The organism is Microbacterium sp. KNMS (assembly GCF_053851835.1).
This window is the reverse complement of the sequence record NZ_JBSQBP010000002.1, coordinates 136,603-150,951: the sequence shown is the minus strand read 5'-3', so window position 1 is coordinate 150,951 and position 14,349 is coordinate 136,603. Positions and strand designations below refer to the sequence as shown.

At 71.0% G+C, this 14,349-nt stretch carries 11 protein-coding genes; 4 read left to right on the top strand and 7 right to left on the bottom strand.

Features of this window, described 5'->3' with window-relative positions; genetic code table 11:
* The 7 genes from ACWXWW_RS01990 to lepA form a co-directional block, all read right to left on the bottom strand.
* On the bottom strand, positions 1-351 hold the full coding sequence (locus ACWXWW_RS01990) for an HIT domain-containing protein (protein WP_271171903.1): 351 nt from the start codon (positions 349-351) through the stop codon (positions 1-3).
* A gap of 23 nt (positions 352-374) precedes the next feature.
* Positions 375-1,106: a 16S rRNA (uracil(1498)-N(3))-methyltransferase gene (locus ACWXWW_RS01985; protein ID WP_455968440.1), complete on the bottom strand. Its 732-nt coding sequence runs from the start codon at positions 1,104-1,106 to the stop codon at positions 375-377.
* A gap of 5 nt (positions 1,107-1,111) precedes the next feature.
* Entirely contained in the window at positions 1,112-2,218 is a 1,107-nt protein-coding gene (gene dnaJ, locus ACWXWW_RS01980; RefSeq protein ID WP_324014794.1) for a molecular chaperone DnaJ, read from the bottom strand.
* 54 nt (positions 2,219-2,272) lie between these two features.
* Entirely contained in the window at positions 2,273-3,313 is a 1,041-nt protein-coding gene (gene hrcA, locus ACWXWW_RS01975) for a heat-inducible transcriptional repressor HrcA (protein ID WP_455968439.1), read from the bottom strand.
* Positions 3,314-3,415: 102 nt separating this feature from the next.
* On the bottom strand, positions 3,416-4,633 hold the full coding sequence (hemW, locus tag ACWXWW_RS01970; protein ID WP_455968437.1) for a radical SAM family heme chaperone HemW: 1,218 nt from the start codon (positions 4,631-4,633) through the stop codon (positions 3,416-3,418).
* The gene (locus ACWXWW_RS01965; protein ID WP_271171908.1) at positions 4,633-5,283 is read right to left on the bottom strand and encodes a DUF1990 family protein; all 651 of its coding nucleotides are present in this window, start codon (positions 5,281-5,283) and stop codon (positions 4,633-4,635) included. The genes hemW and ACWXWW_RS01965 overlap by 1 nt, the downstream gene beginning before the upstream one ends.
* A gap of 27 nt (positions 5,284-5,310) precedes the next feature.
* A complete protein-coding gene (lepA, locus tag ACWXWW_RS01960) occupies positions 5,311-7,161 on the bottom strand; it encodes a translation elongation factor 4 (protein ID WP_455968435.1) in 1,851 nt (616 codons plus the stop codon).
* A gap of 171 nt (positions 7,162-7,332) precedes the next feature.
* On the opposite strand from lepA, the gene ACWXWW_RS01955 reads away from it, so the two are divergent.
* From ACWXWW_RS01955 to ACWXWW_RS01940, 4 genes are all read left to right on the top strand, one after another.
* Positions 7,333-10,137 carry an ExeM/NucH family extracellular endonuclease gene (locus tag ACWXWW_RS01955; RefSeq protein ID WP_455968434.1) on the top strand — a complete coding sequence of 935 codons (2,805 nt, stop codon included), beginning with the start codon at positions 7,333-7,335 and terminating at the stop codon, positions 10,135-10,137.
* A gap of 241 nt (positions 10,138-10,378) precedes the next feature.
* Entirely contained in the window at positions 10,379-11,362 is a 984-nt protein-coding gene (locus ACWXWW_RS01950; RefSeq protein WP_271171911.1) for an ABC transporter permease, read from the top strand.
* A 1-nt stretch (position 11,363) separates the two neighbouring features.
* Positions 11,364-12,308, top strand: coding sequence for an ABC transporter permease (locus ACWXWW_RS01945; protein WP_271171912.1), 945 nt, complete (start codon positions 11,364-11,366; stop codon positions 12,306-12,308).
* On the top strand, positions 12,305-14,230 hold the full coding sequence (locus ACWXWW_RS01940; RefSeq protein ID WP_271171913.1) for an ABC transporter ATP-binding protein: 1,926 nt from the start codon (positions 12,305-12,307) through the stop codon (positions 14,228-14,230). Before ACWXWW_RS01945 ends, ACWXWW_RS01940 begins: the two co-directional genes overlap by 4 nt.
* The last annotated feature ends 119 nt before the right edge of the window (positions 14,231-14,349 follow it).

Genomic DNA, 14,349 nt, shown 5'->3' with positions numbered 1-14,349 from the left:
TCAGTGGCCAACGAGGCTCTTCTCCTGGAGTTCTCCGGCGAGCACGTGCGCGTGCACGTGGAACACGGTCTGGCCCGCGTCTGCGCCGGTGTTGAAGATCAGACGGAACTGCCCGCCGGCGTGGTCCTCGGCGACCGCCTTCGCGGTCTGGACCATCTCGGCGAGGAGCGAGGGGTCGCCCGCCGCGAGTTCGACGACGTCGCGGTACTCCTGCGTCTTCGGGATGACGAGGAGATGGACGGGCGCCTGCGGGCTGATGTCCTGCAGCACGAACACGCGCTCGGTCTCGGCGACGATGGTTCCCGGGATCTCGCCCTGCAGGATGCGCGTGAAGATCGACGGCTCGCTCATGCCGTCGAGTCTATCCACCGCGGTCACCAGCGCCCGAGCTTCGCGTTGAGGACGGCGAGGGCCGCCGGCCCCGCGGTCGAGGTCCTCAGGATGGTGTCGCCGAGGCGCACGCGCTCGGCGCCGGCGGCCGCGAGGCGCTCCAGCTCGTCGGGCGCGATGCCGCCCTCGGGGCCGACGACGAGGACGAGATCGCGGGCGTCGTCGACGTCGATCGAGGTCAGGGCGGCCTGCGCGGTCGGGTCGAGCACGAGCACGCGCGCCGACGCGGCGCGCTCTGCGACCTGCGCGGTCGTCGCGATCGGGGAGACCTCCGCGATCCACGCCCGGTGCGCCTGCTTCGCGGCCTCGCGGACGATCGAGGCCCAGCGGGCGCGGCCCTTCTCCGCCTTTGGCCCGTGCCAGCGCGAGACGCTGCGCGCCGCCTGCCACGGCACGACCTCGTCGATGCCGAGCTCGGTCGCCGCCTGCACCGCGAGCTCGTCGCGGTCGCCCTTCGCGAGCGCCTGCACGAGCACGAGCCGCGGGGACTGGGGCGGCAGATCCTGGCGCGAGGCGATCCGCACGACGACGCGCTGCGGCGAGACGCTCTCGCACGTGCCCGCGAGCCACGCGCCGCGGCCATCCGTGACCGTGACCTCCTCGCCGACGCGCACGCGGCGCACGGATGCGGCGTGGTGCGCCTCCGCACCCGTGAGCTCGAGCTCGCCGCCGGGCGAGACCGCCCCCGCGCGCTCGTCGTGGAAGTGCAGCGCCATGGGCCCTAGCCGCGGAACCGGTCGCGGAGCTTCGAGAACAGCCCCTGGTGGAACTCGGCCAGGCGCGGCGCGGGCGCCTTCGTGCGCCGCGCGAGCTCCTCGAGGAGCTGACGCGTGCGGTGATCGACCTTCGTCGGCGTGACGACCTGGACGCCCACGCGCAGGTCGCCGCGACGCGAGGTGCGCAGCCCCGTGATCCCGCGCTCCTTGATCGTCAGCACCTCGCCTGACTGGATGCCAGGGCGCACCTCGACCTCGACCTCGCCGTCGAGCCCGGCGATGGTCGTCGTCGTGCCGAGGATGGCGTCGGTCATCGACACCTCGAGGGTTGCGAGCAGGTCGTCGCCGTCGCGGCTGAACACCCGGTGCGGGGCGACCGTGACCTCGACGTACAGGTCGCCGTTCGGGCCGCCGGCGGGGCCCACCTCGCCCGAGCCCGGCAGCTGCAGACGCAGGCCCGTCTCGACGCCCGCGGGGATGTCGAGCGACACGGTGCGGCGCGAGCGCACGCGGCCCTGGCCGCCGCAGGTCGCGCACGGGTGCGGGATGACGGTGCCGTAGCCCTGGCACGCGCCGCAGGGCTGCGACGTCACCATGTTGCCGAGGAGGCTGCGCACCTGGCGCTGCACGTGGCCCGTGCCGCCGCAGATGTCGCACGTCGCGGGGCTCGTCCCCGGCTGGCAGCAGGACCCCTGGCAGGTCTCGCAGAGCACAGCGGTGTCGACCTCGATGTCGCGGTGCGTGCCGAACACGACATCGCCGAGCTCGAGCGTCACGCGGACGAGCGCGTCCTGTCCGCGCTCTCGGCGCGAGCGCGGCCGACCGCCGCGACCGCCGCCCGAGGCGCCGAAGAACGTCTCGAAGATGTCGCCGAATCCGCCGAAGCCCGCGCCGCCGAACGGCGACTCGTCGCCGCCCATGTCGTAGCGGCGGCGCTGCTCGGGGTCGCTGAGCACGTCGTACGCGTGCGTGACCGACTTGAACTCCTCCGCGGCCTCGGGCGCGGGGTTCACATCCGGGTGCAGGCGACGCGCGAGCTTGCGGTACGCCTTCTTGATGTCCTCCTGCGACGCGTCCTTCGACACGCCGAGGGTCTCGTAGTGATCAGCCACATCAGCCTTCCTGCGGGCGTCGTGCGCCCGTGCTCCGATCCGTCGGGCGACGCGTCAGCGCCGGCCCTCGTCCTCGTCCAGCAGCCTCGTCAGGTAGCGGGCGACCGCCCGCGCCGCAGCGAGGTTGCGGGGGTAGTCCATGCGCGTGGGCCCCATGATGCCGATGCGCGCCGCGCCGACGGCCGAGTCGTACTCGCTCGCGACGATCGACGCCTCGGAGAGCCCGAAGGCCGCGTTCTCGCGGCCGATGCTCGCCGAGAGACCCTGCTCGTCGGCGACCATCTCGCTCATGAGCCGCAGCAGCGTCACCTGCTCCTCGATCGCCTCGAGGAGCGGATGGATGCTGCCGCGGAAGTCCTGCTCGCGCTTCGCGAGGGTCGCCGAGCCCGCCAGCACGAGGCGGTTCTGGCGGAACTCGTCGAGCTCCTCGGCTGCCGCCTGCGCGATCCTGTGCAGCGCGCGATCGACGGCGCTGACGGGAGCGGCAGCGAGCTCGGTGCCGCGCTGCAGCTGCTCGGCCGCGTCGGCCACGGAGCGGCCGGCGAGGAGGGGCACGAGGCGCGCGGCGACCCGCTCGATCGACTCCGCGTCGAGCTCGTCGGCAAGGCCCGTGATGCGCTGCGACACGCGGCCGGTGTCGGTCACGATGATGACGAGCACGCGGCGGCCGTCGAGCGGCACGAGCTGCACGTGCGTCACGCTCGCCCGGGCGAAGGACGGGTACTGCACGAGCGCGACCTGTCCGGTGAGCTGCGTGAGGAGGCGGACGGTGCGCGCGAGGAGGTCGTCGAGGTCGGCCGGGTCGCCCAGGAACGACGCGATCGCCGACCGCTGGGCCGATGACAGCGGGCGCAGCTCGGCGAGGTGGTCGACGAAGACGCGGTAGCCCTTGTCCGTCGGGACGCGGCCCGACGACGTATGCGGCTGGGCGATGAGCTCCTCGTCCTCGAGGAGCGCCATGTCGTTGCGGATGGTCGCCGCCGAGACGCCGAAGGAGTGCCGCTCGACGATGGAGCGGCTGCCGACCGGCTCGTGCGTGTCGACGTAGTCCTGCACGATGGCCCGGAGCACCTGCAGTCCGCGGTCGCTGACCATGTGCGCGCTCCTCTCCTGGCACTCGATGTCTCGGAGTGCCAGTCTACCGACCCGAGGCCGGGAACGGCATGCGCGCCGGCCGCCTGCGCGGCTCGGCCGACCTCAGTCCGTGAGTGCCCGCACCACGGCGTCCGCGAGAAGGCGGCCGCGGAGGGTGAGCACGATCCGCCCGCGGAGCGCCGCCCCCGGCTCGATGAGGCCGTCGGCGATGAGGCCGGCCACCGCACGCCGCGCGTCATCCGGCAGCGCGTCGATCGCGAGCCCCTCGCGGATGCGGCTGTGCAGCAGCACGCGCTCGAGCTGCTGCGCGGCCGCGTCGGGGCGCTCCCGACCGGCGGCCGGCGACTCCCCTGCGGCGAGCCGCTGCGCGTACGCGGCGGGATGCTTGACGTTCCACCAGCGCAGACCCGCGACGTGGCTGTGCGCACCCGGACCGAAGCCCCACCAGTCGGCGCCGCGCCAGTACGCGAGGTTGTGGCGCGAGCGACGGCCGTCGCCGCGCGCCCAGTTCGACACCTCGTACCACGCGAAGCCCGCGTCGGCGAGCATGCGGTCGGCGAGCTCGTACATGTCGGCCTGGAGGTCGTCGTCGGGCGCGGGCACCTCGCCGCGGCGGATCTGCCGCGCGAGCTTCGTCCCGTCCTCGATGATGAGCGCGTAGGCCGAGATGTGGTCGGGTTCGAGCGCGAGCGCGGCCTCGAGCGACGCGCGCCAGTCGTCGATCGACTCGCCGGGGGCGCCGTAGATGAGGTCGACGCTCACGTCGAGCCCGACCGAGCGCCCTGCCTCGACCGCCGTCCGCACGTTCGACGGCGTGTGCGTGCGATCGAGCGCCGCGAGCACGTGCGGCACGGCCGACTGCATGCCCACCGACATGCGGGTGACCCCCGCCCGCGCGAGCTCCTCCGCGACCGCGGGAGTCACCGTGTCGGGGTTCGCCTCGACGGTGATCTCCGCGCCGTCCGCGATGCCGAACGCGCCGCGGACGCCCTCGAGCATGCGCGTGAGGTCGCCGGCGGGCAGCAGCGTCGGCGTGCCTCCGCCGAAGAACACCGTCTGCGCGGGACGCAGCGCGCCCGCCTCGGCGAGCACGTCGCGCGCGAGCGCGACCTCGCGCAGGAGGACGTCGGCGTACTCGTCCTGTCGGGCCCCGCGCAGCTCATCGGAGGTGTAGGTGTTGAAGTCGCAGTACCCGCAGCGCACCCGGCAGAACGGCACGTGCAGGTAGACGCCGAGATCCGTCGCCGGATCGATCGGGAGATCGCGCGGGAGGCGGCCGTCGGCGGGAGCGGGATCGCCGACGGGGAGGGCGCCGGCCATCAGGAGCCGGTGTGGAACAGCGGCGAGATCGCGCGGAGGTACCCCGCGAAGAGCGCCTTGCGACGACGGCGCACGAGCGTCTTGAACAGGCGGTTCCAGAAGGTCATGGGGCGGTCGAACGCGCGCACCTCGAACCACACCTCGTCGTTCTCGCGCCACTCGATCATGAACGACTCCTCGCCGCTCACGACCGAGTTGCCGACGGTGCCGAGCGCGAAGCCCACGCGACGCGCCTCCTCGATCACGAAGATGACCCGCAGCTCGGCGTCAGCCCGCGAGCCGCCCACCTTGCCGTGCACGGTGACGGTCGTGCCCGCCCCGACGTACGGCGTTCCGTCCGCGTCGAACCGCTGGTCCGCATCGGATCGGCTCGGCGCGACGGCGTTGCCCGCCTCGTCGAAGCTGACGCCCGTGTAGGTCGGGCCGGGAGCGGGCCGGACATCGCTCAGCGTGAGCCCCGCGCCCTTCAGCGCGCCCCACGACAGAAGGGCGTCGACCGCGGTGCGGAAGCGCTCCTCGCCGCTGCCGATCCGCCAGGCGGACGCGGCGGGGATGCTGTGCTCCGGCGGGTACTGGAGCAGGTCAGGAGCCTGCGTCGCCCCGACGGCGGCATAGTCGACCGTCTCGTCTCGGAAGGTCTCCCGGCGCATGGTTTCCACCCTAACCGCAGCCCCTGGCTACTTCCCGGCCTTCGACTCGACGTCTCCGGAGAGCGCGGCGATGAAGGCCTCCTGGGGCACCTCGACCCGGCCGACCATCTTCATGCGCTTCTTGCCCTCCTTCTGCTTCTCGAGCAGCTTCCGCTTGCGCGAGATGTCGCCGCCGTAGCACTTCGCGAGGACGTCCTTGCGCATCGCGCGGATGTTCTCGCGCGCGATCACGCGCGCGCCGATGGCGGCCTGGATGGGCACCTCGAACTGCTGGCGCGGGATGAGCTTGCGCAGGCGCTCGGTCATCGTCGTGCCGTAGGAGTAGGCCTTCTCGCGGTGGACGATCGCGCTGAACGCGTCCACGCGCTCGCCCTGGAGCAGGATGTCGACCTTCACGAGGTCGGCCTCCTGCTGGCCCTCGGGCTCGTAGTCGAAGCTCGCGTAGCCCTGCGTGCGGCTCTTGAGCTGGTCGAAGAAGTCGAACACGATCTCGCCGAGCGGCATCGTGTACTTCAGCTCGACGCGCTCCTCGGAGAGGTAGTCCATGCCGAGCATCGTGCCGCGGCGCTGCTGGCACAGCTCCATCACGGTGCCGACGTACTCCTTGGGCGCGAGGATCGAGGCCTTGACGATCGGCTCGGACACCGCCCCGATCTTGCCGTCGGGGTACTCGCTGGGGTTCGTGACGACGATCTTCTCGCCGGTCTCGGTCGTGACCTCGTAGACGACGCTGGGCGCCGTCGTGATGAGGTCGAGCCCGAACTCGCGCGAGAGCCGCTCGGTGACGATCTCGAGGTGCAGGAGCCCCAGGAAGCCGCACCGGAAGCCGAAGCCCAGGGCGACGGATGTCTCGGGCTCGTACGCGAGCGAGGCATCCGAGAGCTTGAGCTTGTCGAGCGCCTCGCGGAGGTCGGGGTAGTCGCTCGCGTCGATCGGGTAGAGCCCCGAGAACACCATCGGCTTCGGGTCGGTGTAGCCGGGGAGCGGCTCGGTCGCGGGCGTGCGCTGGTTGGTCACCGTGTCGCCGACCTTCGACTGGCGGACGTCCTTCACGCCGGTGATGAGGTACCCGACCTCGCCGACGGAGAGGCCCTTCGAGGGCGTCGGCTCGGGGCTGGAGACGCCGATCTCGAGGAGCTCGTGCGTCGCGCGCGTCGACATCATCTGGATGCGCTCGCGCGGAGAGAGGCGCCCGTCGACCATCCGCACGTAGGTGACGACGCCGCGGTAGGCGTCGTAGACCGAGTCGAAGATCATCGCGCGGGCGGGTGCATCGGCGTCGCCCCGGGGTGCCGGGATCTCGGCGACGAGGCGGTCCAGCAGGTCCTCCACGCCCTGACCGGTCTTGCCCGACACGCGCAGGACATCGGCCGGGTCGCCGCCGATGAGGTCTGCGAGCTCCTTGGCGAAGCGGTCGGGGTCGGCCGCGGGGAGATCGATCTTGTTGAGCACGGGGATGATCGTGAGGTCGTTCTCGAGCGCGAGGTAGAGGTTCGCGAGCGTCTGCGCCTCGATCCCCTGGGCGGCGTCGACGAGCAGCACGGCGCCCTCGCACGCCGCGAGCGAGCGCGAGACCTCGTAGGTGAAGTCGACGTGCCCCGGCGTGTCGATCATGTTCAGCGCATAGGTGTCGCCCTCGAGCTGCCACGGAAGACGCACCGCCTGGCTCTTGACGGTGATGCCGCGCTCGCGCTCGATGTCCATCCGGTCGAGGTACTGCGCGCGCATGTCGCGGTCGGACACGACGCCGGTGAGCTGCAGCATGCGGTCGGCGAGCGTCGACTTGCCGTGATCGATGTGAGCGATGATGCAGAAGTTGCGGATGCGCTCAGGCGGTGTCGCGGCAGGCGGGAGCGGAGTCGTGGCACGAGGGGACATATCCGTCTGATTCTACGGGCCGCGCGCCGTCGCGCGTGCCCGGGTCGCCGCGCGACGCGCCGCCGCTTCCGCGCGAGATCCCGGTAACCGGCCGTTCATGCGACGACGATTGCCTGACATCCTCCCGTGCGGCGACCGCCGCGCCCTCCTGCACATCCGAAGGAGACCATCGTGCAGCAGTCCTCTCCCCCGCGCCGCACCCGGCGCCTGTGCGCCGCGGCAGCGACCGCATCGGTCGCGGCCGCGCTGCTCGCTCCCGTCGCGGCTCATGCCGCCGTCTCTCCCGGCGACGGCGTCCTCATCAACGAGGTGTACGGCGGCGGCGGCAACAGCGGCGCCGCATTCAGCCGGGACTTCGTCGAGATCGTGAACACGACCGACGCCCCGCAGAGCCTCGCCGGCTGGAGCGTCCAGTACGCCTCGGCGACGGGCGCGACGTGGCAGGTCACGCCGCTCGGCGATGTCGTGCTGCCGCCCGACGAGACGCTCGTGGTCGGGCAGGCCTACGGCTCGAACACCGCCCTCCCGGACGTGGAGGCGGATGTCGACGGCGGCATCGCGATGAGCGGATCCCAGGGCAAGGTGGCGCTCGTCTCGCAGGTGACGCCGCTGTCGGGCGCGACCGGCCTCGCGACGGCGGCGCCCGTCGTGGACTACGTGGGCTGGGGCGGCGCGACCGACTTCGCCGGCTCCGCAGCGCCTGCCACGACGAACGCGACGGCGATCGCCCGCACGGGAGGCGCGAACACGGCCGACAACGGCGCGGACTTCGTCACGGGTGCGCCCACGCCCGAGCCGCTCGGCGGCGACACGACGCCCACTCCCACGCCCACGCCCACTCCGACGCCCGGGGAGCCCGTCGAGATCGCGGAGATCCAGGGCACCGACGACGCCTCGCCCGTCGTCGGCCAGACGGTGACGACGACGGGCGTCGTCACGGCCCACTACCCGACGGGCGGGTTCGACGGATACGTCCTCCAGACCCCCGGCACCGGCGGCGAGCTCGACCCGGCCGCGCATGTCGCGTCGGACGCGATCTTCGTCTACTCGGCCGCCACCGTGGGCGCGGTCGCGATCGGCGACACCGTGCGGGTCACCGGCGAGGTCAAGGAGCACTACGGTCTGACCGAGCTCGTCGTCGGCGCGGGAGGCGCCGAGATCGTCGCCGACGCCGCGCCGGTCGAGCCCGCCGTCGTGGGCTGGCCCGCGACCGACGCGGAGCGCGAGCGCCTGGAGTCGATGCTCGTCGCGCCCGCGGGCGAGTTCACCGTCTCCGACACCTACGCGACGAACACGTTCGGGGAGGTCGTGCTCGCCGCGGGCCCGGATCCCCTGCGCCAGCCGACCGACGTCGCGCGCCCCGGCTCGCCCGAGGCAGAGGCCGTCGCGGCCGACAACGCCGCGCGGCGCATCGCCCTCGACGATGGATCGACCGCGAGCTTCTCGCGCAACCGCGACCTCACGCCCGCGTACATCTCGCTCGTCGAGCCCATCCGGGTCGGTGCGTCCGTCGCGTTCGCGGAGCCCCACATCGTCGACTTCCGCAACGACGCATGGAAGCTGAACCCCACGGAGCCGATCGTCGCCGACGGATCGGGTGTCGACGGCGTCGTGTTCGAGAACACCCGGACCGCGGCCCCCGAGCCGGTGGGCGGCGACGTGTCGGTGGCCTCGTTCAACGTCCTGAACTACTTCACGACCCTCGGGATCGAGGACCCGTCGTGCGTGCCGTACCGCGACCGCGCGGGAGACGGCGTCACCGTCGACGAGGGCTGCGATCAGCGCGGCGCGTGGGACGCGGAGGACTTCGGCCGCCAGGAGGCGCGCATCGTCGCCGCGATCGAAGGGCTCGACGCGAGCGTCGTCGGGCTCATGGAGATCGAGAACTCCGCGCGTCTGGGCGAGCCCGCCGATGAGGCGCTCGCCACGCTCGTCGCCGCACTGAACGAGGCCGCGGGCACCGAGAAGTGGGCGTTCGTGCCCTCGCCCGCGAACCTGCCCGACGCGAGCGAGCAGGACGTGATCACGTCGGCGATCATCTACCAGCCTGCCCTCGTCTCCCCGGTCGGCGCCTCCGCCGCGCTCGACACGAGCGACGACGAGATCGACGCGTTCCAGAACGCGCGCGAGCCCATCGCGCAGACCTTCGCTCCGGCCGCGGGCGGCGAGCCCTTCACGGTCGTCGTGAACCACTTCAAGTCGAAGGGGTCTGCAGGGCCCTGGCCAGGGGACGCAGACCAGGGCGACGGACAGGGCGCATCCACGCAGTCGCGCGTCTATCAGGCGCAGGCCCTCGCGGACTGGATGGCCGGCGACCCGACGGGAACGGGCGCCGAGGCCGCGCTGCTCGTGGGCGACTTCAACTCCTACACGCAGGAGGACCCGATGCAGGTGCTCTACGAGGCGGGCTACGTCGACGCCGAGAGCGCGTTCGGGTCGACCGAGAGCAGCTACGTGTACCAGGCGCTCTCGGGCTCCCTGGACCATGTGCTCCTCAACCCGGCGGCCGCCGAGCTCGCGACCGGTGCGGACATCTGGTCGATCAACAGCGGCGAGGCCGTCGCGCTCGAGTACAGCCGCTACAACAGCCACGGCACGCTCTTCTACGCTCCCGACGCCTACCGCTCGAGCGACCACGACCCGGTCATCGTCGGGCTCGATGCCGTGGCCGACGCCCCCGCGGCGGAGACCGTCACGACGCTGCGCACGACGCCTCCCGGCCAGGCGAAGAAGGGCGCGCCGAACCTGCTCACCGCCACCGTCCGGACGGTCGACGGCGCTGCGGCGACCGGCGAGGTCGAGTTCCTCATCGACGGCGCTTCCGCGGGTGCGGCTGTGCTCGACGGCGGCTCTGCCGTGCTCGAGGTGCCCGCCGACCTGGCCCGCGGCAACCACCGTGTCGTCGCCGTCTTCGCGCCGGATTCCGCGAGCATGCTTCCCTCGGAGAGCGGGGAGCGCACGCTCGTCCTGCGCTGACGCGACTGCGCAGGATGGCCAGGAGGGGCGGACCGTGGTCCGCCCCTCCTTGGCATTCTGCCCATCGTCCAGAAATCCCGACGCAACTTCCGCCAAGACCAGCACAGATCGATAACGCTTTTCGGCACGGTGCGCCCGGGATGGTCGACTTGAGTCAACCGGGGGTAGAGTCGACGCTCAACGTGTGCGATGACCGCGCCAGAAGCGCGCGATCGCAGTCCGAAGAAGGAAATCCACGACCTTGATCCGATACCTGCTCCGCCGCATCCTGGGGTGGCTGCTCATCATCGCCGTGGCGACGAACCTGACGTACTTCCTCGCGTGGCTCTACCTCGACCCGCGCAGCAACTACGTCGGCCGCCGCCCGCCGCTGTCCGAGCAGCAGATCGTCGCCCTGCTCGAGCCGCGCAACCTCAGCGACACCGTCCCGCTCGTCGAGAGGTGGTGGACCTGGCTCTCCGCGATCATCACGCGCTGGGACTGGGGCGTGAGCCCGACGGGCGGCTCGGTGAACGAGCAGGTCGCGTATCGGATGTGGATCTCCGCGGAGCTCGTGCTCGGTGCGACGATCCTCACCGCGGTCGTCGGCATCGCGATCGGCGTCTACACGGCATCCCGGCAGTACAAGCTCGCGGACCGGATCGGCCAGGCGACGTCGATCATCACGATGAACATCCCCGTGGTCGTCGCGGCGCTCGGCATCGTGCTCCTCGCGATCTCGATCAACCAGGCCGTCGGCACGCGCGTGTTCTATGTCACCGGCTCGGCGAGCCTCGGCGTCGAGGGCTTCTTCCCGATGCTCGTCGACGTCGTCCAGCACCTCACGCTGCCGACCCTCGGCCTCGTGCTGACCGGCTACGCGGGCTACCACTTCCTGCAGCGCTCCCTGCTGCTCGACAACATCAGCGCCGACTACGTCCGCACGGCGCGCGCGAAGGGCCTGACGAAGTCGCAGGCCATCCGCCGGCACGCGCTGCGGACGTCGCTCATCCCCGTGACGACGCAGGTCGCGTTCAACATCCCCGCCGCCTTCACGGGCGCGATCCTCACCGAGACGATCTTCGGCTGGAGCGGCATGGGGCAGTACTTCTCCCAGACGATCGCGACGAACGACATCCACGGGACCGTGGCGACGGCCGCGTTCGGCGCCTTCATGACCTTCATCGGCGCGATGCTCGCGGATGTCGCGGTCGTCGCCCTCGACCCTCGAGTGCGGGTGAGCTGACATGACGATGCAGACCGATATGCGCGACCCGCTCGAGCACGGCGACAACCCGCCGCCGAGCGAGACGGTGCTGACCGCAGGCCGCAGCAAGCCGATGCGGAAGTCCGCGCTCTACACGCGGCGCTTCATGCGCAACAAGCCCGCCGTCGGCGGCCTCGTGATCTTCGTGCTCCTCGCGCTGTTCGCGGTCGTCGGGCCGGTGTTCCAGCAGTACGACCACATCGAGCTCGACTTCCTGGCGCTGTCCGATCCGCCGAGCGCCGAGCACTGGTTCGGCACGAACAACTCGGGCAACGATCTCTACGCGATGGTCGTCGTCGGCCTCCAGCGCTCGCTGATGATCGCCGTGCTCGTGTCGATCGGCACGACGGTCATCTCGGCGCTCGTCGGCGCCACCGCGGCCTACTTCGGCGGCTGGTACGAGCGCGGGGCGCTCGCCGTCATTCACTTCCTCATGGCCGTGCCCACGTTCCTCATCATCGCGATGATCTCGAACGACTCGGGTGGCGACTGGAGGATGATCACGATCATCCTCATCCTGACGAACTGGTTCATCGCGGCTCGCACGATCTGGACGCTCTCCCTCTCGCTGCGCGAGCGCGAGTACATCCAGGCGGCCCGCTACATGGGCGTCAGCGGATTCCGCATCGTGCTGCGTCACATGATCCCGAACATCGGCTCGCTCCTCGTCATCAACTTCACCCTCGGCGTCGTGAGCGCCGTGATGCTCGAGACCGGCCTGTCGTTCCTCGGCTTCGGCGTGAAGCTCCCCGATGTCTCGCTCGGCTCCCTCATCGGAACCGGCTCGGGGATCATCACGAGCGCACCCTGGATGTTCTACTTCCCTGCCGGCGCCCTCACGCTGCTCACCGTCTCCATGGCGCTCGTCGCCGACGGACTGCGCGACGCCCTCGACCCGACTTCGGCGGCTGGAGGCCGCGCATGACCGAACCCGTTCTCTCCGTCCGCGACCTCCGGGTCAGCTTCGCCTCCGAGGCGGGAAGGGTCGACGCCGTGCGCGGCGTCTCCTTCGACCTCCTCCCCGGCCAGACCCTCGGCATCGTCGGCGAGTCCGGCTCGGGCAAGTCCGTGACCTCGCTCGCGATCATGGGCCTCCTCGCCGAGACCGCTCACGTCACCGGATCGATCGTCTTCCAGGGCGATGAGCTCATCGGCAAGACCGACAAGCAGATGTCCGCCATCCGCGGCAACGGCCTGGCGATGATCTTCCAGGACCCGCTCACGTCGCTCACGCCCGTCTACACGATCGGCGACCAGCTCGTCGAGGCGCTCGTCGTGCACAACGCGGGGATGGGTCGCAAGCGCGCGTGGGAGCGCGGCATCGAGCTCCTCACGCTCGTCGGGATCACCGATCCCGAGCGCCGCATGAAGGCCTTCCCCCACGAGTTCTCGGGCGGCATGCGCCAGCGCGTCGTCATCGCGATCGCCATGGCGAACAACCCGAAGCTCATCATCGCCGACGAGCCCACGACGGCTCTCGATGTGACGATCCAGGCGCAGATCCTCGATCTGATCCGCACGGCGCAGCGCGAGACCGGGGCCGCTGTGATCATGATCACCCACGACATGGGCGTCGTCGCGAACATCGCCGACGACGTGCTCGTCATGTACGCGGGCAAGCCGATCGAGCAGGCGTCGGCCGTCGACCTCTTCGACGACACGCGCATGCCGTACACGATCGGCCTCCTCGGCGCGATCCCGCGCGTCGACAAGAAGGAGAAGCAGCCGCTCGTCGCGATCAAGGGCAATCCGCCGCTGCTCATCGACCTGCCGGATGCGTGCCCCTTCGCCGACCGCTGCCCGATCGTGCTCGATGCGTGCCGCGTCGGCGAGCCCGAGCTTCTCCAGGTCAGCGGCGACGCGGACCACCGCGCCGCGTGCATCCGTGCCGACGAGATCCATGCGGGGCTGATCGGCGGTCGCCCCGTGTACCCCGTGCCGGTGATCCCCGAGAGCGACCTGGTGCGCACGCCCCGAGAGGAGCGCAAGACGGTCCTCGAGGTGTCGCACCTGTCGAAGACGTTCCCGATCCTCAAGGGCATCCTCAAGCGCAAGGTCGGCGAGGTGCAGGCCGTCAAGGACATCTCGTTCGACATCAAGGAGGGCGAGACCCTCGCGATCGTCGGCGAGTCGGGCTCGGGCAAGACCACGACGCTCCTCGAGATCATGGAGTTCGCGGCGCCCGAGGGCGGCGACATCCGGATCAACGGAACGAGCGTACGCGAGCTCAAGGGGCGCCATCGTGAGCGCGCGGCCCGCCGCGACATCCAGATCGTCTTCCAGGACCCGATGGGCGCCCTCGACCCGCGCATGACGGTGTTCGACATCATCGCGGAGCCGCTGCAGACGATCGGCACCTCGAAGGAGCGCACGCACGAGCGCGTCGACGAGCTCATGGGGCTCGTCGGCCTGAACCCCGCGCACAGCGATCGCTTCCCGCAGGCGTTCTCGGGCGGTCAGCGCCAGCGCATCGGCATCGCCCGCGCGCTCGCGACCGAGCCGAAGCTCGTGGTGCTGGATGAGCCGGTCTCGGCCCTCGACGTGTCGATCCAGGCCGGTGTGCTGAACCTGCTCGACGAGCTGAAGATGCGACTCGGCATCAGCTATCTGTTCGTCGCGCACGATCTCTCGGTGGTCCGGCACCTCGCCGACCGCGTGGCGGTCATGTACCGCGGCGACTTCGTCGAGTTCGGCGACGTCGACGACGTGTTCGACACCCCGCAGCACCCGTACACGCAGGCGCTGCTGTCGGCCATCCCGATCCCCGATCCGAAGGTGGAGCGCGGCCGGACGCGCGTCGAGCTCGACCACGACCTCCTCAGCCGCGGGCAGATGTCCACCGGCTGATCCATCGTGGGGTCACGGCGCGTCGTGCGAAGACGACGGCGCGCCGCGCCCCGCTCTCGGGACGAGACCCGCAGGTCACGGCTCGCTCACGTTCTCACAAGCGCGCGCGGCCCGCGGTT

Coding starts and splice junctions, on each gene's coding strand:
- ACWXWW_RS01990 (WP_271171903.1), bottom strand. CDS start 351: ATGAGCGAGCCGTCGATCTTCACGCGCATCCTGCAGGGCGAGATCCCG.
- ACWXWW_RS01985 (WP_455968440.1), bottom strand. CDS start 1,106: ATGGCGCTGCACTTCCACGACGAGCGCGCGGGGGCGGTCTCGCCCGGC.
- hrcA (WP_455968439.1), bottom strand. CDS start 3,313: ATGGTCAGCGACCGCGGACTGCAGGTGCTCCGGGCCATCGTGCAGGAC.
- hemW (WP_455968437.1), bottom strand. CDS start 4,633: ATGGCCGGCGCCCTCCCCGTCGGCGATCCCGCTCCCGCCGACGGCCGC.
- ACWXWW_RS01965 (WP_271171908.1), bottom strand. CDS start 5,283: ATGCGCCGGGAGACCTTCCGAGACGAGACGGTCGACTATGCCGCCGTC.
- lepA (WP_455968435.1), bottom strand. CDS start 7,161: ATGTCCCCTCGTGCCACGACTCCGCTCCCGCCTGCCGCGACACCGCCT.
- ACWXWW_RS01945 (WP_271171912.1), top strand. CDS start 11,364: ATGACGATGCAGACCGATATGCGCGACCCGCTCGAGCACGGCGACAAC.
- ACWXWW_RS01940 (WP_271171913.1), top strand. CDS start 12,305: ATGACCGAACCCGTTCTCTCCGTCCGCGACCTCCGGGTCAGCTTCGCC.